The organism is Microbulbifer maximicatervae (SeqCode), assembly GCF_052467815.1.
The window spans coordinates 4,582,292-4,599,117 of the sequence record NZ_CP174326.1 but is presented as its reverse complement, the minus strand read 5'-3'; the positions used below and the strand labels follow the sequence as shown (position 1 = coordinate 4,599,117).

At 51.2% G+C, this 16,826-nt stretch carries 15 protein-coding genes; 9 read left to right on the top strand and 6 right to left on the bottom strand.

Annotation, left to right across the window (positions count from 1 at the left end; translation table 11 throughout):
- Window positions 1-47: 47 nt before the first annotated feature.
- From rcsF to ACJJIW_RS19890, 3 genes are read right to left on the bottom strand one after another with little or no spacing between them, the layout of a single operon-like run.
- Window positions 48-461: an Rcs stress response system protein RcsF gene (gene rcsF, locus ACJJIW_RS19900; RefSeq protein WP_282932308.1), complete on the bottom strand. Its 414-nt coding sequence runs from the start codon at window positions 459-461 to the stop codon at window positions 48-50.
- A 27-nt stretch (window positions 462-488) separates the two neighbouring features.
- Window positions 489-2,879 (bottom strand): bifunctional serine/threonine-protein kinase/formylglycine-generating enzyme family protein, encoded by a 2,391-nt coding sequence (locus ACJJIW_RS19895; RefSeq protein WP_444936166.1) that lies wholly within the window; start codon window positions 2,877-2,879, stop codon window positions 489-491.
- A 17-nt stretch (window positions 2,880-2,896) separates the two neighbouring features.
- Window positions 2,897-3,808, bottom strand: coding sequence for a PP2C family protein-serine/threonine phosphatase (locus ACJJIW_RS19890; RefSeq protein WP_444936165.1), 912 nt, complete (start codon window positions 3,806-3,808; stop codon window positions 2,897-2,899).
- A 321-nt stretch (window positions 3,809-4,129) separates the two neighbouring features.
- On the opposite strand from ACJJIW_RS19890, the gene ACJJIW_RS19885 reads away from it, so the two are divergent.
- Complete coding sequence (locus ACJJIW_RS19885) at window positions 4,130-4,990, top strand: FHA domain-containing protein (RefSeq protein ID WP_282932312.1); 861 nt, start codon at window positions 4,130-4,132, stop codon at window positions 4,988-4,990.
- Window positions 4,987-5,241 (top strand): glutaredoxin family protein, encoded by a 255-nt coding sequence (locus ACJJIW_RS19880; protein ID WP_413662439.1) that lies wholly within the window; start codon window positions 4,987-4,989, stop codon window positions 5,239-5,241. Before ACJJIW_RS19885 ends, ACJJIW_RS19880 begins: the two co-directional genes overlap by 4 nt.
- A gap of 1 nt (window position 5,242) precedes the next feature.
- On the opposite strand, the gene ACJJIW_RS19875 is transcribed toward ACJJIW_RS19880, so the two are convergent.
- Window positions 5,243-7,249, bottom strand: coding sequence for a transglycosylase SLT domain-containing protein (locus ACJJIW_RS19875; RefSeq protein WP_444936164.1), 2,007 nt, complete (start codon window positions 7,247-7,249; stop codon window positions 5,243-5,245).
- 156 nt (window positions 7,250-7,405) lie between these two features.
- On the opposite strand from ACJJIW_RS19875, the gene ACJJIW_RS19870 reads away from it, so the two are divergent.
- The gene (locus tag ACJJIW_RS19870) at window positions 7,406-9,271 is read left to right on the top strand and encodes an ATP-binding cassette domain-containing protein (RefSeq protein WP_444936163.1); all 1,866 of its coding nucleotides are present in this window, start codon (window positions 7,406-7,408) and stop codon (window positions 9,269-9,271) included.
- Between the two features lie 49 nt (window positions 9,272-9,320).
- Here the strand turns inward: ACJJIW_RS19870 and ACJJIW_RS19865 are convergent, their stop codons facing one another.
- Window positions 9,321-9,764 (bottom strand): universal stress protein, encoded by a 444-nt coding sequence (locus tag ACJJIW_RS19865; protein WP_282932316.1) that lies wholly within the window; start codon window positions 9,762-9,764, stop codon window positions 9,321-9,323.
- A gap of 145 nt (window positions 9,765-9,909) precedes the next feature.
- Between ACJJIW_RS19865 and ACJJIW_RS19860 the strand changes: the two genes are divergently transcribed.
- The 4 genes from ACJJIW_RS19860 to ACJJIW_RS19845 all read left to right on the top strand — a co-directional run bounded on the left by ACJJIW_RS19860 (window position 9,910) and on the right by ACJJIW_RS19845 (window position 14,441).
- On the top strand, window positions 9,910-10,440 hold the full coding sequence (locus tag ACJJIW_RS19860) for a hypothetical protein (protein ID WP_444936162.1): 531 nt from the start codon (window positions 9,910-9,912) through the stop codon (window positions 10,438-10,440).
- Window positions 10,441-10,647: 207 nt separating this feature from the next.
- Window positions 10,648-13,335: a type I DNA topoisomerase gene (gene topA, locus ACJJIW_RS19855; RefSeq protein ID WP_444936161.1), complete on the top strand. Its 2,688-nt coding sequence runs from the start codon at window positions 10,648-10,650 to the stop codon at window positions 13,333-13,335.
- A 3-nt stretch (window positions 13,336-13,338) separates the two neighbouring features.
- Window positions 13,339-13,830, top strand: coding sequence for a DUF6586 family protein (locus tag ACJJIW_RS19850; RefSeq protein ID WP_282932319.1), 492 nt, complete (start codon window positions 13,339-13,341; stop codon window positions 13,828-13,830).
- A gap of 353 nt (window positions 13,831-14,183) precedes the next feature.
- Window positions 14,184-14,441, top strand: a complete 258-nt coding sequence (locus ACJJIW_RS19845; protein ID WP_108733665.1) for a hypothetical protein — start codon at window positions 14,184-14,186, stop codon at window positions 14,439-14,441.
- Between the two features lie 63 nt (window positions 14,442-14,504).
- Here ACJJIW_RS19845 and lexA read toward each other — a convergent pair whose 3' ends face one another.
- Window positions 14,505-15,110, bottom strand: coding sequence for a transcriptional repressor LexA (lexA, locus tag ACJJIW_RS19840; protein ID WP_413662434.1), 606 nt, complete (start codon window positions 15,108-15,110; stop codon window positions 14,505-14,507).
- Window positions 15,111-15,270: 160 nt separating this feature from the next.
- On the opposite strand from lexA, the gene ACJJIW_RS19835 reads away from it, so the two are divergent.
- Together ACJJIW_RS19835 and ACJJIW_RS19830 are read left to right on the top strand one after the other, a co-directional pair.
- Window positions 15,271-15,909, top strand: coding sequence for an LOG family protein (locus ACJJIW_RS19835; RefSeq protein WP_282932322.1), 639 nt, complete (start codon window positions 15,271-15,273; stop codon window positions 15,907-15,909).
- Between the two features lie 283 nt (window positions 15,910-16,192).
- A complete protein-coding gene (locus ACJJIW_RS19830; RefSeq protein WP_282932323.1) occupies window positions 16,193-16,822 on the top strand; it encodes a TetR/AcrR family transcriptional regulator in 630 nt (209 codons plus the stop codon).
- The last annotated feature ends 4 nt before the right edge of the window (window positions 16,823-16,826 follow it).

Here is a 16,826-nt window from a genome sequence, read left to right as displayed (position 1 = left end):
GGAGCTCTCTAAGGGCTACTAAAAGCAGTCGGCTTACCGGCGCAAAATCAAAATGCGTGACTGGGAGTGTATGGTGGGTTATCGATCTCTTGTTCATTGTGCTGTGGAACGATATAAGCGAGGCCGTTGCATTCGATAAATTTTAGGCAGCCAGCAGAATTTTGTGTAGTGCAACTCTCAAAAACTATGGCGTTTCCGCCGAGATTATGGGTTTTGATTTTTAGTGACTTTTTGATGCTTGCCGGCTCGGGTTTTTCATCGGAGGGTAAGGCTTGGCAGCTATTGGCTGATACGGTGCCGAGTAATGTCCCATTGCTTCGATGAATCTCAGCTAAAGAATACTCTTCAATCAGTGTGGATTTAACCTTGTCAGACACATATGTACCTGCGTTTGTCTGTATCTCTATACCGTTGCAGCCGGTAAGTAAGATTAAAGAAGTAGCGAGTAGTAATCTTTGCACTGAAGTTCCTTCTTGTATTGTTAGGTTTTATTGATCAAGTTCCATCACAACACGTATCCCAACATCCTTGGCACGGGCTGTTTCATTTAGGCCTTTTCTATAGTCAGAAGATATCTTGTTAGAACTGTCTCGCATCGATCCACCTCTTACAGTGTGAAGCTGGCAGCCGCTAATTTTTACTGGTGTCGATGTGGTTTTTGTAGGGGTGTATCCAGCTTGGTAGCAGTCTTCCACCCACTCAGCCACGTTCCCTGCTGTGTCAAAAAGGCCAAACGGATTCGCCTGATAGTGCCCTACTGGAGCTGTACTGGTGCTGAACAGCTTTGTGAATTCGCTAAAGCAACCTCTGCGACAATTGGCTTTGCCCCGGGCATCGCTGGAAGCCCACCAGTATTGATGTGAATTGCCACCTTTGGCGGCGTACTCCCATTCGGCTTCGCTGGCCAATCGGTAATGCTTGCCCGTTTCTTTTGATAGCCAACCTACGTACCTCTGTGCATCCTGCCAGGTTACATTAATAACTGGTCTATCGCCGCGTCCCCAGCCGGCATCGCTTGGCTTGGCACTGCCAGTGGCCTCTGCAAAACGATCGTATTCTGTAAAAGTGACTTCAAAGATGGATATGGCAAAGTCCTGCTTCACGTGTACCCTGTGCGCGGGGCTGGCTAAGCGCCGCTGGTTGTTGCCCATAGTAAAACTACCGGCTTCGATAGCGACCATTTTCGGACCCAGTCCACCTGAGGACAACTTGGACTGGAATCTCTTGCCAATAAAGTAGGCTCGCTCCAGCTTGAAAGTCACTTCCAGGTCTTTATCTTCAAGCACGATCCATTGACGAACCTTGCTGAAGCCTGGCTTACTCACCTCTACATCATATCTCCCGGGGCCCAATTCTAGGCCTGGTAGGTAGCGCGGGGCTATATTCATAATCCGTACACGAGCATCAGAGGGCTCAGTGTTTATTGTCAGACTGTACAGCGGAGGCTCGCTCTTTACTTCTGGTTCATTAGGCTGGGAAGGGAGCTTTTCAATGGAGGCATCATTTTCTATTGGAGCAGGTGCCTGGTTATTAGAAGGAATTTCCCTGGCTTGGGCAGCCTGTACGAGAGGGGGGCTTACCTGTGCGGTTTGTTCCTGTGAGCCAGAGTGATTTACTTCTGAAGTTATCAGTGCAGGTTCAACACCTGTATCAGGAATTGCAGAGCTATCTTCTTCTTTGCTTCCCAGAAGTGAGACTGCAGTAAAATCGCTAGCACTATCCAGCACCGGTACACCAAGTCGCCAGCCTGCCTTGTGGTCAATTATACTGTACAAGCTCCAAGTTGTGGTGAGGGAAAGGGCCACCAGACTACTCACTAGCCAGGAGCGTCTGTGCTTCGTCGGTTCGGCCAGGAACTGCCGTAGGCGCACAACGGTGTCTTGTTCTTTGCGCGCTGGTTGCTCTGGTGTTGCTGTTCCCTGCCAGCTGGTAGTAATTTTATTGAGCCGATCTGTCACACTGCCATAGATTGTCAGTATCAGCGCTTTTGCCAGGCTCGAAGTTTTTAAGGTTGAATTGTTTAGCTGACTGATTTGATTGGCAGGCTTGCCTGCGAGTGCCGCGACTAAATCGTCTGCTGCATCGGCAATATCGAGTCCGCGCTGAAAGCGCTTGTCCGGATCTTTGGCCAGAAAACGATCGAGTAGAGGCTGATAGAGTGCATGTCGGGCTGGCAGTCTTGGCACCGGGTCTGTGAGATGTTTAATCGCTATAGCGACGGCTTCATCTGCTTGATAGGGCACGGCTCCGGTAAGCATTTCATAGAAAACAACTCCTAGACTGTAAAGGTCTGCGCGACCATCCACTGCTGCTCCACGCGCTTGCTCAGGGCTCATGTAGTGAGGGGTCCCTACAACCATCCCGCTGTTTGTCATACGAGTGGTTCTTGCGATAGCTCTAGCTACACCAAAGTCACTGAGTACGGCCGACCCATCTTCACGAAACAAAATGTTTTCTGGTTTTAGGTCTCGATGCACATAACCTTTGCTGTGGGAGTGATCCAGGGCCATGGCAATCTGGCGCACTACGTTGAGCGCCTCCAATGGCTCAAGTCCACCTTTGCCCAGCTGCTCGGCAACTGAGCCGCCGGGCATATAATCCATCGCGATATAGTTGAGGCTGCGATAGCGTCCAATATCATGGATGCCAACAATATTGGGGTGCGACAACTGTCCGACGATATTAGCTTCTCGCTGAAATCGCTCACTGAAGATTGGGTCTGCATTTAATACCGGCGACATAACTTTCAGGGCTACCTGACGGCCAACACTGCGCTGCACTGCCAGATAGACAGAGGACATCCCGCCTTGATTGATCTTCTTCAGGATGCGATAGCCTGGTATTTGCAGTGACGAAGTACTGCTATTGACGACTTCCATTAAATGCTTTCCTTATCTCAAAGCAAAAATGAAAGTCCGTAGGCAGCTGCGGCAATTAAAGCGACTGCTAAGAGGAGGGCAAGAGGGCTGTACTTTTTGTATGTAGAGTTGGTGGGGTTGGACCCGCTGATTGGATTGGTGGGAGAAAAGGGCCGCGCTGTGGCTGGAGCATTTATAACCTGAACAGTGACGTTGTCTTTTCCGCCTGCATCAAGAGCTGCTGCGATCAGGAGTTCAGTAGCTCTATGGATATCACTGTTTTCTGCAAGTACTTGGGCGATTAATTCTGCTGGTACTTCAGAACTAAGTCCGTCACTACAGATAAGTAGCCTCTGTCCCGCAGCCCACCGATAGGAAACCCTGTCAACTTCTAGCTTGGGATTGGTACTGCCGCCTATGCATCGGGTGATTACATGTCGGTTTGGATGTATAGCGGCTTCTTCAGAGTTGATGGCTCCTGAGTCCATAAGCATCTGCACGTAGGAGTGGTCACTGGTAAGTTGGGTGAGCTTTCCGTTTGACTCCCCTGGGACCCATAGATAAGCACGGCTGTCACCTACCCAGTAAATATGGAAGTAGTCTCCTTCTTCGGCAACAACGACCGCTGTGGAACCCATATTGGCTGTGGTTTGCTCGTCGCCCAGCAAAAGAGCGTGTGCTTTTTGCAGGGCACGCTCGTAGTGCCTGTCAGTTTCGGCTGACTTTTGGATTTCCTCAACAACGGTCTTGCTGGCGAGTTCACCTGCGTGGTGACCGCCCAGGCCATCAGCTACAACCCAGATGCCTTTGTCTTCTGCGGCCCAATAGGCGTCTTCGTTCTGTTCACGCTTATAGCCGGTATGGGTGGCGCCAGCACTGCGTGTAGCATTTTTGCTATGTTGAACTGACCCGCTGTGCCGTGATACTTCGCGTACTTTGGCTTCACTCACTGGCGTGCAACTACCTGTAATTTATTTTGATCTTTCTAACGGTGATAACCCTCCGGTAATCACGCGCCTCTTCCCTGTTGTACTTTTGACATGTTCTATTTGTCAAATGCTTAATAGGTCATCGCTGAATCTGTTAAATACTAGACCTTTGGGCCATTTTAAGCTGCAAACCGAATCACACGCTAATGATATTGCCCATGATAAACTCAACTTTACCAATAAAAGTGAGTGTTTCGGCTGCTTTTTAACATTAGTTAAGCTCACTGTCTTCAATAATCGGCCAATTTTTACGCGGCCATTGTGGCTTTAGGAGCGATTTCAATGCTCAAACTTTGCGATATCAATGATCTCAGCCAAAGTGTTTGGCTGGTATCACCCGGAGTAACTGTGGGGCGGGCACAGAGTAGTGACTTGTGTATAGCGGATGATTCAGTAGCGAAGTCGCACTTGAAAATTACAGTGGATGGGGATGTTCTGACCCTTCACAATTTATCGGGCGCTGCCCGAATACTACTTAACGGCCAGCCAACTGGTACTCCTTGTCGATTAAAAATAAATGATCAGGTCAAAGTGGGTAGCCGTTTACTTCAGGTTGTCGACCCCAAGGTGACTAAGCTTAAGTCTGATACTTCCAAGTCGGTTACGAATAAAGGTGTTGCTTGGGCGCTGCGTGCCAATCACCGGGCAATTGCGGGAAAAGTATTTCCTGTGAAGGAGAGCGCAGTAATAGGGCGCTCCGATGAGTGTGATATTACCTTTTCGCTTTCTCACCTTTCGCGCAGGCACGCCCGTCTCGAGGTAAGGGAGGGCTTACTGTTTGTTATTGATTTAGGTTCAGCAAATGGAACATTTGTCAACAATAGGAAGGTAAGTGAAAGTCGAGTGCGCAGAGGAGATGAACTGAGATTCGACTCTTTGAGTTTCTCGGTGGTCGGTCCTGCTGATGACAATAATCGTACAGCTGTTCGCCCGGCTTTGCCGGAGTTCGAATTGCCCAGCTCTTCCTCTGTCTCTGGAGACGCCGATACAATCCCCTATGCAGTGCAACCCAGTCTGCCTGAGGAGGTGCCTGGGGAAGTCGATAAGCCAAAGGCTAAAAGTAAAACGTGGCTTTTAATAGTGGGGCTTGCGTTGAGTGTTGCGGGATATTTCTGGGGCAGCAGCTTGGGGGTTTTTGGATGAGTGATATAAAAGAGCTTTTACTCTACACCACTTTGGGTTGCGGCTTGTGCGAAAAAGCCAAAATTGAAATTTGGCCTGCCCTGGAAAAATTCAACTTGCGTCTTCGCGAGGTGGATATCGCCGAGGATGAAGCGTTAATGGAGCGCTTTTCTATCCGCATTCCGGTGGTTGGCCTTGGAGACCCCGACGATGTTTGCGGTTGGCCGTTTGACCAGGTCCAATTGCAAGATTGGCTGAAGGAGCGGCTTTAAATTACAGCCGGCTCGCAGCTTCACTCTCCCTTAATAGTTGCAGCTTGGTGCCGCTTCGGTAGGCGTAAATTACAGAATAGGCGAGTACATTTTGCACATAATTACGCGTTTCCCGGAATGGAATGGTTTCAATCCACACATCATAGGGCAGCTGTTTTCGGGTCTCTTTTAGCCATCCCGCTACGCGGGTTGGCCCGGCATTATAGGCGGCGGCTGCCAGAAAGCGGTTATTGTCAAAGCGGTTAAGTAAGCTACTTAAGTAAAAGCTGCCCAGCGCAATGTTAGTATTGGGGCTCAAAAGGTCCCAGCTGCGTCGATAGCGCACCCCCGCTCTGCGTGCAGTAGCTTTTGCCGTGGATGGGAGCAATTGCATAAGTCCCAGGGCCCCGGAGCTGGATTTTGCATCGTGGCTAAAGTGGCTCTCTTGTCGTGCCACAGCGTAAATCAGATATGGCTCTAGTGCCGAGCTCTGGGCACCAACCTGTTTGCTCACATCGTGAACAATATCGGAAAAAGCGAGTGGGAATCGCAGTTCCAAGTCGTCGAGGTAGTCAGCCGCAAGCACTGACTGGATTGATTTATGGTACCAACCCCAGGCGCTAGCTACTTTGCCAGCCGCAAGTAATTCCTGGTGGTCCATAGCTCTTGTGGCATAGCTCCATTCCCTTCGGGCATGGAAGAGTTCGCCTATCGCTTGTAATTCTCGGGCCCTCAGCAGTTCGGGGCGCTTTGCCATCTCCTGCACTTGAATGGGGGTGATTGGTGCCGGCCGGTGCTCAAAGCTGTACTGTTGCCCCAAGGTATCAGCGGCAAGGAAACCGTAGTAACTGCGATTGCGGGCGGCTTTGCGGTAAAGGTGGGAGGAAGCTTCGGAACTTCCTGTGCCATAAAGTTCTTCCAGTGAGCGGGCTTTCCAATATATCCACCGGTCGAGTTGTTGTTTCTCCTCTGGCAGGCGGTCAATCCAGAACGCGACCTGTTGCCAATTTAATTCACGTAGGGATTGTCTGGCTAGCCACTCGATGGTACGGCCATCGGTCACTGTGTGATGTTCAACCAGCTGTTGCAAGCGCTGCATATTATCCTGGCGAGCAAATTGACGCGCCAAGTGCTTGAACATGGCTTCTTGTTGGGCATCGGAAAACAAGTAGCTGGCCTGATAGCGGTGCCACGCAGTTTCAGCTTTGATCGCGTCTTTTTTCGCCAATTGGTGCAATCCGTGCAACACGATATCGCGATATTCCAGTGGGTTGTAGGCGAACTTGGTGTCAGTGAGAAGCTTCTGTGGGTTGCGATGGACCGAGCGTAAAAGTTTGGCTTTCTCTGCTTGTGCTGGCGTCATTTTTTTGGCGATATAACGTGCCAAATCGAGATTGCCTTCTTCGACTGCCAGCAGGTGCCGCTTCCAAGCGAGTTCCTGCGTCAAGCCGCCGTTTTTCATCCAGCGGGCAAAAACGGGGTCGCACTCCTCGACTTGGGACCGCCCAACAAGCCAGAGTTCTGATATCAACTGCTGTGTTTCTGCCTGATAGCCGCCTCGGCGCGATAGGGCATCGGCGTAATAGCAGCGGAGTGAGGTGCGACTGTGTTGCGAAGGTTGATAATAGCGCAGGTAAGTCGAGAACTTTTTTTGACTACCGAGTTGGCGCAACAACCTGACCATCATCCAGTCGCCAATAGCCGTGCCTCTGTTGCTCTCCAGGAATTGATCAACTTCTTTTAAGGGCAGTTGGTGCAGTTTTTCACTGAGCGCCCAATAGTCAATATAAGCAGCGAGGGGATAATCTTTGAGCTCAGCTTTAAGTGCTCGAAGTTGCCGTCGATCCTTGTATTTTATCGCCTGCCGGGCCTGGCGCAGCTTTTCTCTCTGCGCCGCACGATCATCTTCGGATACTTCCGGTGCGATAGTGGTTGCCTGAACAGATTGTGCATTAGTGGGCACGGCTGTGCAGAGACAGGTGATGATTAGGGCAGAAAGAAGCGCGATTCCTTTTGCGTCAGCTGACATCTCAATTACCTCAGTTGGACGTGTATTTCCAGCTATGACTGACTATACGGTAAAAACGCGTAAAATAGCTGATTTTTCACAGAACCCGAAAGAGCCGACTTCGCTTCTTTCATCAGCGGGATTGAGGTTCGGGTTTGATAATTGTAGTGCCTATTTATGTTGCTTCTATTGGATGGGGTCAGTCTTCGTTACGGGACCCAGGTACTGGCAGACAATGTCAGCGCAAAAGTTGAACGTGGAGATCGTATATGCCTTGTGGGGCGTAATGGGGAGGGGAAATCCAGCCTGTTGCGCTTGATAGCGGGGCAAGTTGACGCGGATAGCGGCGAGATTGTTCGTGCCAGCGGTATGGTTCAAGCGGTGTTGGAGCAGGAGTTACCTGCCGATTGCCCCGACTCTGTCTACGGATATGTGGCTATGGGACTGGGTGAAATTGGCGCTGTTTTGTCGGCATACAGAGACTCCCCCACAGCAGAGCTACAAGCCAAAATCGAAGCGGCTCACGGTTGGGAGCTACTGCCGAAAGTGGACAGTGTATTAGATCGTTTGGGGCTCGATGCAGACGAAAAGGTTGCCGATCTTTCCGGTGGCTGGCAGCGCCGTGCTGCTCTGGCTCGCGCTTTGGTGGTGGAGCCTGATCTGCTGATACTGGATGAGCCAACCAACCACCTGGATATTGCTGCAGTCGAATGGCTTGAGAACTTCCTCGCCAGCTATCGTGGCGCTCTGTTGTTTGTGAGCCATGATCGTGCATTGGCACAACGTTTGGCCACCAGCGTATGGGATTTGGATCGTGGACACCTGCGGACATTTCGCTGCAAGTTCGACCGTTACCAGGAAGAAAAAGAGAAGCTCCTTGAAGAAGAGGCAAAAAATGAAGCTCTTTTCGACAAGAAGTTAGCACAGGAAGAGGCCTGGATTCGCCAGGGCATCAAGGCTCGCCGAACCCGTAATGAGGGACGGGTAAGAGCGCTTCAAGCACTGCGCCGCCAAAGGGAAGCGCGCCGGTCCCAGCAGGGTATAGCCAAGATGGCCCTGGATAGCGGTGAGATGTCCGGCAAATTGGTTGCTGAGTTGAAGGGCGTCACTTTTGCGTATCCCGATGAGCAACCGTTGATTAGGGATTTATCATTCACGCTGATGCGCGGAGACCGCGTTGGCCTAATAGGCCCCAATGGTGTCGGCAAAAGTACCCTGATCAAATTGCTGCTGGGAGAGCTAAAGTCCCAGGGGGGGAGTGTGCGCCTGGGTACCAAGCAGCAAGTGGCCTATTTCGATCAGCGCCGGGATCAGCTGAATCCCGATTTGACTGTGCTCGATAATGTCGCAGAAGGGCGCGACTCAGTGACTATTAGTGGTAAAAGCCGCCACGTAATGTCTTATTTGGCCGATTTTCTTTTTAGTGGTGTTAAAGCCCGTACTAAAGTCAGCGCCTTGAGTGGTGGAGAGCGAAATCGCGCCTTGCTGGCAAAATTGTTTAGCCAGCCCGCCAATATTTTGGTGCTCGACGAGCCCACCAATGACCTGGATGTAGAAACCCTGGAGCTGCTTGAACAGTTACTCCTGGACTTTGGCGGAACGGTTCTACTCGTGAGCCATGACCGTGCTTTCCTGGATAATGTGGTGGGCTCATGCCTCGCATTTGAGGGGGATGGCCGCATCCGTGAATACGTGGGTGGTTATGGGGATTTTGTGCGCCAAGGTGGCAGCTTTGTTGCTGAGCTGAAAGAAGTTAAGCCAGCTGCTAGTAAACCAAAGGAAAAGCCCCAGTCCCAGGAGGCGGCTCCAGCGAAGAAAAAGAAACTGAGCTATAAGCTTCAAAGAGAGCTGGATAGCCTGCCCGCCTTGATTGAGTCTTTGGAAGAAGAGATAGGGGCTATTGAGCAAGAGGTTGCCGACCCCAGTTTTTATCAGCAGGAGCAGGCGTTGGTGCAGGCTAAGCTGAACACCCTGACGGAAAGACAGGCCCAGCTCGAAGAGGCATTTGAACGCTGGTCAGAGCTGGAGGGGGGAGACGACTAAGTTGAAGGGGAAGCTGCAATCATTGCGGCTTCCCCTCAATTTTGAAGGATTATTCGTCTTCCATATGTACCCGAATCGCCAGAACGTCGCATTTGGCGCCATGGAGAACGCCGTTAGCGGTGGAGCCGAGTAATAGCGCTAAGCCGTGACGACCGTGGCTGCCAATAATGATTAAGTCGGCTTCGATATCTTTGGCTAAGCGATGAATCTCAGTAGATGGCTGGCCGAGTATTACGTGCTGGCGATCTGCGGGGATATCTAGCCGATCGGCGGCTTTTTGCAATTGCTCCTTGGCCTGGGACTGTAGCTGGTCCTGTACCTCGGAGAGGTCCATTGGGATGTCGCCGCCATAGGCAAAAGTCAGGGGCTCAATGGCGTGAAGTAAGCTTAGCTCTGCACCAAATGCTTCAGCCATGTCAGCGGCCCTATCAAGCACCTGGGAAGATTCTTTTGACAGGTCCAAGCCCACGAGGATGTGTCGGTATTTCGCCATAATTTACCTGCTCCTATCCCTTTTATTGACTGTGAAAAACACCCTTGTGACACCTATTTTGAGTCTACCGCAAAAAAAACCGATTGACATAGATCACGCGGAACACCGCACAATAGTCACTTTTTTCCACTGATGAGGAGTGGTTATGTCTGATTGGTTGCCGGTGATTATCGTCGGATTTGCCATCGCTTTGGTGCTGGGGCCGGTGATGTGGCTAAAGCCCAATGCCCGTGACAGCCGTCTTGCAGATTTGCGTAGCCGGGCGGCCCAGGCTGGCATTACCGTACAAATCCAAGCGCTGCCTGTGGCTTTGGGGGATGGGACTGCGGCTGTCTATTATCACCGCTGGCAGAACCGCAAAGGCCTGAGTGTGGGGTGGGTTTTGGATAAGCAACGGATTGAGCACGAACTCAATTTTTCCGGTGTTTGGGATTGGGCTGATGGCCAGCCAGCTCCGCAAGGGGCATGGAAATATTTGCGCGAGTTACTGGAAAGAATCCCTCGGGACGCCTGTGCGATTACTGCAACACCAGTGGGTCTCGGTATTCAGTGGCCGGAGTCAGGAGGCAATCAAGCCTTCCAGAAACTGATGGCGTCGCTCGATGAGTACACCCCCTTAATAGAAGAAGCTATTCGAAAAGTGAGTTCACGCGCGGCGACTGAGGGGCTGTCTTGATTGCCGTATTAGCGGTGTAAAAGAGCGTCTACTGAGTCGCATTTAGGCGGACTGCCCAGTGCCAAATTTGGTGACTGTGAGTGGAAAATTGTCAGCTTTGCTTGACCGCGCTTGAAGTGAGGCTTATATATTCGCGCAGCACAAGCCCGATAAGAGGGCTTGAAAGACTTGCAATAGCAGTAAATTTTCATTTGAAATCAAAGGCTTATGGGTAAATCACTGGTCATCGTCGAATCACCGGCCAAAGCGAAAACCATCAATAAATATCTCGGCAAGGACTTTGTTGTGAAGTCCAGTGTCGGCCATATTCGCGATTTGCCCACAGGTGGGGGCAATAAACAGCCGGTTGACGCAAAGGAGCGCGCCCGTCGTGCAGCGGAAACACGCAAGCTTTCCCCCGAGGCGAAAGAGGCTTACAAGCGGAAGAAAAACCGCGATCAGCTGATTAAGCGTATGGGGATCGACCCGGATCACGAGTGGCAAGCCCACTACGAGATACTGCCGGGTAAAGAGAAAGTGGTGAGTGAGTTACAAAAACTCGCCGAAGGCGCCGATCATATCTATCTCGCAACGGACTTGGATCGCGAGGGAGAGGCAATTGCCTGGCATTTGCGTGAAGCAATTGGTGGCGATAACGATCGCTACCGCCGGGTAGTGTTTAATGAAATTACCAAGTCTGCGATTCAGGAGGCCTTTAAAGATCCCGGCCGTCTGAATATTAATCGGGTAAACGCCCAGCAAGCGCGCCGTTTCCTCGATCGAATCGTTGGCTATATGGTATCCCCTCTACTGTGGGAAAAAGTGGCCAGGGGCTTGTCTGCGGGTCGTGTGCAATCTGTTGCGGTCCGTCTCGTGGTTGAGCGGGAGCGGGAGATTCGCGCGTTTATCCCGGAAGAGTACTGGACCCTGTTTGCCGATACGGCGACGGCAAAGGCTTCCAAGCTGCGCCTCGAGGTGAAAAAGCAGGCTGGTGAGGCTTTCCGTCCTACCAACGAAGAGCTGGCAATGAGTGCTGCCAAGCAGCTTCAGTCCAGTGAGTTTGTTGTTTCCGCTCGTGACGATAAGCCAACCAGCTCCAAGCCCAGCGCACCATTTATTACTTCCACCTTGCAGCAGGCGGCCAGTAACCGCCTCGGCTTCAGTGTGAAGAAGACCATGACCCTGGCCCAGCGCTTGTATGAAGCCGGTCATATCACCTACATGCGTACAGATTCCACCAATCTCAGTAAAGAGGCTGTGGAATCTGCACGGGATTATATCGCCGAGAATTACGGCGATAAGTATCTTCCAGAAAGCCCCAATAGCTACAGCAGTAAAGAGGGCGCTCAAGAGGCGCACGAAGCGATTCGCCCGTCCGATGTTCGTATCGCCCCCAATATGTTGTCCGGGGTTGAGCGGGATGCGGAGAGGTTATACAACCTGATTTGGCAGCAGTTCGTGGCCTGTCAGATGACGCCCGCCCAATTTACTTCCTCTTCAATCGTGGTCAGCGCTGGTGACTTTGAGTTGCGTGCGCGGGGTCGAGTTATTCGTTTCGATGGTTTCCTGAAAGTTGCGCCACCGAGCGGCAAGAAAGATGAAGATCTGGTGCTTCCTGATGTGAAGGTCGGCGAAAAGCTATCCCTGCAACAGCTGGATCCCAAGCAGCACTTCACCAAGCCGCCTGCGCGGTTTAGTGAAGCGGCCCTGGTTAAGGAGCTGGAGAAGCGCGGTATCGGCCGCCCCTCCACCTATGCTTCCATTATTTCCACGATCCAGGATCGCGGTTATGTCCGCTTGGAAAACCGTCGTTTTTACGCTGAGAAAATGGGGGATATTGTTACCGACCGTCTCAGCGAAAGTTTCAAGAACCTGATGGACTACGGATTTACCGCAAACCTGGAGGAATCCCTGGATGCGGTTGCCGACGGCGATAAGGGTTGGAAGCAACTGCTCGATGAGTTTTATCAGGACTTTTCCGGGCGCCTGGAAAAAGCCCAGTCTGCCGATGCAGGTATGCGTCGCAACACGCCGACAGATACTGATATCGAGTGCACCAAATGTGGCCGCCATATGCAGATCCGCACTGGCTCCACCGGTGTATTCCTGGGGTGCTCTGGATACGCACTGCCGCCAAAAGAGCGTTGCACCAATACCATGAACCTGGTTTCTGGTGATGAGGCGGTCGATGCGGATAAGGACGAGGAAGCTGAGTCCAGGTTGCTGCGGGAGAAGCGCCGCTGCGGCAAGTGCGGCACGGCTATGGATAGCTACCTGTTAGATGAGCAGCGTAAATTGCATATCTGTGGCAATAACCCGGATTGCAATGGCTACGAGATTGAGCAGGGCACTTTTAAAATTAAAGGTTATGACGGCCCCATTATTGAGTGCGATAAGTGTGGCAGTGATATGCAGTTGAAGTCTGGTCGCTTCGGCAAGTACTTCGGCTGTACCAATGAAGACTGTAAAAACACCCGCAAGCTACTGAAAAATGGGCAGCCGGCGCCGCCGAAAATGGACCCGGTTCCCATGCCGGAATTGGCCTGTATCAAAGTTGAGGATCACTATATCCTGCGAGATGGTGCCTCGGGTCTATTCCTGGCTGCCAGCCAGTTCCCGAAAAACCGTGAGACCCGTGCGCCCCTGGTTAAAGAGCTGCTGCCTCACCAGAGGGAGATCGATCCAAAGTACAGTTTCCTATTCTCTGCACCGACGCAAGATGATAGTGGGCGGGATACCGTAGTTCGATTCAGCCGCAAAACCCAGGAGCAATATGTTCAATCTGAGGAAGAAGGCAAAGCGACCGGTTGGCGTGCTTTTTATCGTGATGGTGGTTGGAAAGTAGAGGCCTCCACCAAGAGCACTGCCGCCAAGCGCAAGAAACCGGCAGCTAAAAAGACAGCGGCAAAGAAGTAGGTAATGAGTAACTCTTACACGATTCATGTCACTTCGGCTCTACGCAAGAGCCAGCTGTTGCTGCAACAGCCGTGGGATTTGCCTCTCCAGCGCGATGCGCTGGAAGAGGCAGCGTTGATGCAGTTGTGCAAGGCCTATCGGGCCTTTCTGGCAGAGCAGGCAGCCCAGCTTCAGTTGGGGTTCGAACCGGAGTCTCCGCAGTTGATCATTGATGCGCTGGGCGTTCAGGGTAGGGCTAGTGCAGAGGCCAATGAGCTGTCCGGCCTGGTCGGCGACCCGCAGAGTTGGTTATCCCATATGCTTTACGCCTGGGAAGAGCAGCAGAAAATATCTGTGGGTGCTGATGAAAAACAGCAACAGGTTAATTTAATCCCGCTACACAACGAAGTTGCCAAGCCCGAGTTTGCACCTTTGTCCAAAGAGTTGCTGCTTCAGTGGCATCGCTCGCTGAATGAATTGGTGGTGAGGCAGCGCGCTCACTTGGATGAGTGTTAACTAATACGCATTCGAATTCGGTGAACTTCTGAATAGGTTCGTAATATTTCTGCGAATTTTGAAGGTTGTTGATATTAGGCGCACTTCTGCGGGAAACTCCGCTGTCCTTTGAGTGAGTCACAATAGAGTAGTTGTGGCCCACTCGACATAACCCGCAACCGGTGCAACGTGCAAAGCAATTCACTCTTCTCTTGTGATCTCTTCAGTGGTTTAGATAATCCTTTGATACAGCGTGCTGGTAATAGACTGCCTCGAAAGTCAGGAGCCAGAAGCCTCTCAAATTGGATGAATGAAACTTATCGCAAGCCTGTGGTACACTGGGCGCAAACTGTTGTGCCGTGAAGGAAAAGCGAATGTCCTCCGAAACTTTTGAAATAATCGAGCTGGCTAATGGCGATGTAGCTTTGCGTCGTGCTGGCCATAAAGAGGACCCTTTGGTAAGCATTTCTTTTTCTGCGGAAAGCCTTCAGTTTCTGCGCAAGAACAAGGTTGCTGTGGCAAGGGCTATGTTGGAAGCGGGCATTGAAGCCGTACAAAATCTAGACGATCTTGAGGCTGGTTACTTCGAGGAAGAAGATGAATTAATGCCGGTAAATCATACTATCCACTAACGTCAGCGTTAGTTTGAGTTTTATCAACAGCGGCCAATGGCCGCTGTTGTCGTTTTTAGGGGTTTAAGGAGCTTGGCGAATGACCCCTACGGCTAATCCCTCAATCACAAAGTTCTTATCTCTCATATCGACTTGAATTAACTCAAAGTCATCATTTTCAGGTAGCAACTGAACGGTTGCCTGATTTCCCTTGCGGCGAAAGCGTTTTACAGTGACTTCGTCATCGATACGGGCAACAACGATTTGGCCATTGCGTACTTGCTCGGTCTTTTGCACTGCCAGCAAGTCTCCATCGAGAATGCCCGCATCTCGCATACTCATACCATGCACCCTCAACAGATAATCTGCGGGGGGGTGGAAGAAGCTCGCGGGCAAGTCGCAGTAATCTTCAATATGTTCGCTGGCGAGTATGGGATTCCCCGCAGCTACTCTACCCACAATCGGCAAGCCGGATTGGTGATCCGGAATTCGAATACCCCGGGAGGCGCCGGCAACCATCTCAATGGCGCCTTTTCTGGCGAGCGCTTTCAGGTGTTCCTCGGCGGCATTGGGCGAGCGGAAGCCGAGCTCCTGGGCAATTTCTGCCCGCGTTGGCGGGTAGCCTGTTTCATCCAGGTAGGACTTGATCAGGTCGAGAACCTGGGACTGACGAGCGGTGAGATTGGTCATAGATTTACCTAGTTTTCTGTATTTATATACAGTTGCTGGAATTATATACAGATTTATTGTTCGCGCAATCCTCAGGTTTTAGTCTTTGTGAGCTGCTACATTGATGGAGAAAGCAAGGAGAGAAGAAAGCGTTGAAGGAACTGACAAAGAGGGAAAAATAATGTTGGATGCAAAAATGCCGGAAGCCTGGAGAGTGCTTCGCATTCAGTCTGAATTGGTAGATGGGATAGAGCGGCTGATAGCGTTAGGTGGTGCAGTGACAGTGTTTGGAGGGGCGAGATTTACAGAGGACAGTCCTGAATATCAACAGGGGGTAAAGTTGGGAGAGTTGCTCGCGGCTGAAGGGATCCCCGTGATTACCGGTGGTGGGCCGGGGCTGATGGAGGCTTGTAACCGAGGGGCTTTCGGGCAGCCCGGCGCATCAATTGGGCTAAACATAGAACTGCCTTTTGAACAGGCGGCAAATCCATATCAGGACATCAGTTTGAACTTCCGATATTTTTTTGTACGGAAATTTATGTTTGTAAAACACGCACTTGGATTCGTTGGACTTCCCGGTGGCTACGGCACGTTGGATGAGTTGTTTGAAGCTCTTACCTTGGTGCAAACGCAGAAAGTGCGGCGTTTCCCAATTGTGTTGGTAGGTAAGCGTTACTGGAGTGGGTTGTACGATTGGTTGGTAGATACAGTGTTAGAGCGCGATTGTATCGATGCCAGTGATCTCGACCTTTTTCATATCGTTGATAGTGTGGAGGAGGCTGCGGCCCTGATTATGAAATATATGCAGGTGAAAGAATAATTATTCGGGTGATCTTAAAATACCGAAAAAATTTTCAAAGTTATTTTTGTTAAAGCTGCCCCCGGACTAAAAGGCTATGTCGGCTGGTGGGGTGGCGTACTTGCTCAAGTTGGCGGGAGATCAACTCCAGCAGTATTGATCTTGCCGCCTGACATACTTTTCCCTGTTATTTTTACTCTTGCACCTTGCTGAGTGGAGGGCTTAGCTGGCGGGCTCTAGATCAGTGAGAATGTGCTACTCTGGCGTCGATTAAACGTATGTTTTAAATGGTGGTTTGATACTTATGAGCCAGATAGATACGGTCAGCCGGATACTCGATGCAGCGGAAGTGCTGTTTGCTGAACGGGGTTTTCCTGAAACCTCATTGAGAACAATTACGAGCACGGCCGGGGTTAATCTGGCGGCAGTTAACTACCATTTCGGCTCCAAGAAAGAATTGATACAGGCGGTATTTGAACGCTTTTTAACGCCTTTCACTAACGCTCTGGAAGAAGAGCTTGATCGCCGTATTGCCCTGGGGCAGCCCCTGGGGGTGGAGGAGCTGATCGAATGCCTGTATCGAGTTGGGTTGGGAAGCCTTGGGCTGGAGGGAAAGGATCCACAGCGATTTATGCGTCTTTTAGGATTGGCTTATACCCAGTTCCAGGGGCATTTGCGTCGATTTATCGTATCTCGATACGGGGATACTTACCGCCGTTTTGCCGGACTGCTGGCTGAAGCGCTACCGGGCTTGGACCCAGAAACTTTCTATTGGCGCCTCTACTTTATGCTGGGAGCGACCATTTTCACACTGTCGAGCCACGATGCGATTGAGGCTATCCTGCGGGAGGATTTCGGTTCTGACAGTACCCTGACCCAGACTCTTGAGCGATTGGTACCCGCTGCTTCGGCCATGTTGAAGGTAGATAATTAGTGGG

Bases quoted from the DNA above. Each gene is read 5' to 3' on its own strand.
- ACJJIW_RS19895 (WP_444936166.1), bottom strand. From the start codon at position 2,879: ATGGAAGTCGTCAATAGCAGTACTTCGTCACTGCAAATACCAGGCTAT.
- ACJJIW_RS19885 (WP_282932312.1), top strand. From the start codon at position 4,130: ATGCTCAAACTTTGCGATATCAATGATCTCAGCCAAAGTGTTTGGCTG.
- ACJJIW_RS19880 (WP_413662439.1), top strand. From the start codon at position 4,987: ATGAGTGATATAAAAGAGCTTTTACTCTACACCACTTTGGGTTGCGGC.
- ACJJIW_RS19875 (WP_444936164.1), bottom strand. From the start codon at position 7,249: ATGTCAGCTGACGCAAAAGGAATCGCGCTTCTTTCTGCCCTAATCATC.
- ACJJIW_RS19870 (WP_444936163.1), top strand. From the start codon at position 7,406: ATGTTGCTTCTATTGGATGGGGTCAGTCTTCGTTACGGGACCCAGGTA.
- ACJJIW_RS19865 (WP_282932316.1), bottom strand. From the start codon at position 9,764: ATGGCGAAATACCGACACATCCTCGTGGGCTTGGACCTGTCAAAAGAA.
- ACJJIW_RS19860 (WP_444936162.1), top strand. From the start codon at position 9,910: ATGTCTGATTGGTTGCCGGTGATTATCGTCGGATTTGCCATCGCTTTG.
- topA (WP_444936161.1), top strand. From the start codon at position 10,648: ATGGGTAAATCACTGGTCATCGTCGAATCACCGGCCAAAGCGAAAACC.
- ACJJIW_RS19850 (WP_282932319.1), top strand. From the start codon at position 13,339: ATGAGTAACTCTTACACGATTCATGTCACTTCGGCTCTACGCAAGAGC.
- ACJJIW_RS19845 (WP_108733665.1), top strand. From the start codon at position 14,184: ATGTCCTCCGAAACTTTTGAAATAATCGAGCTGGCTAATGGCGATGTA.
- lexA (WP_413662434.1), bottom strand. From the start codon at position 15,110: ATGACCAATCTCACCGCTCGTCAGTCCCAGGTTCTCGACCTGATCAAG.
- ACJJIW_RS19835 (WP_282932322.1), top strand. From the start codon at position 15,271: ATGTTGGATGCAAAAATGCCGGAAGCCTGGAGAGTGCTTCGCATTCAG.
- ACJJIW_RS19830 (WP_282932323.1), top strand. From the start codon at position 16,193: ATGAGCCAGATAGATACGGTCAGCCGGATACTCGATGCAGCGGAAGTG.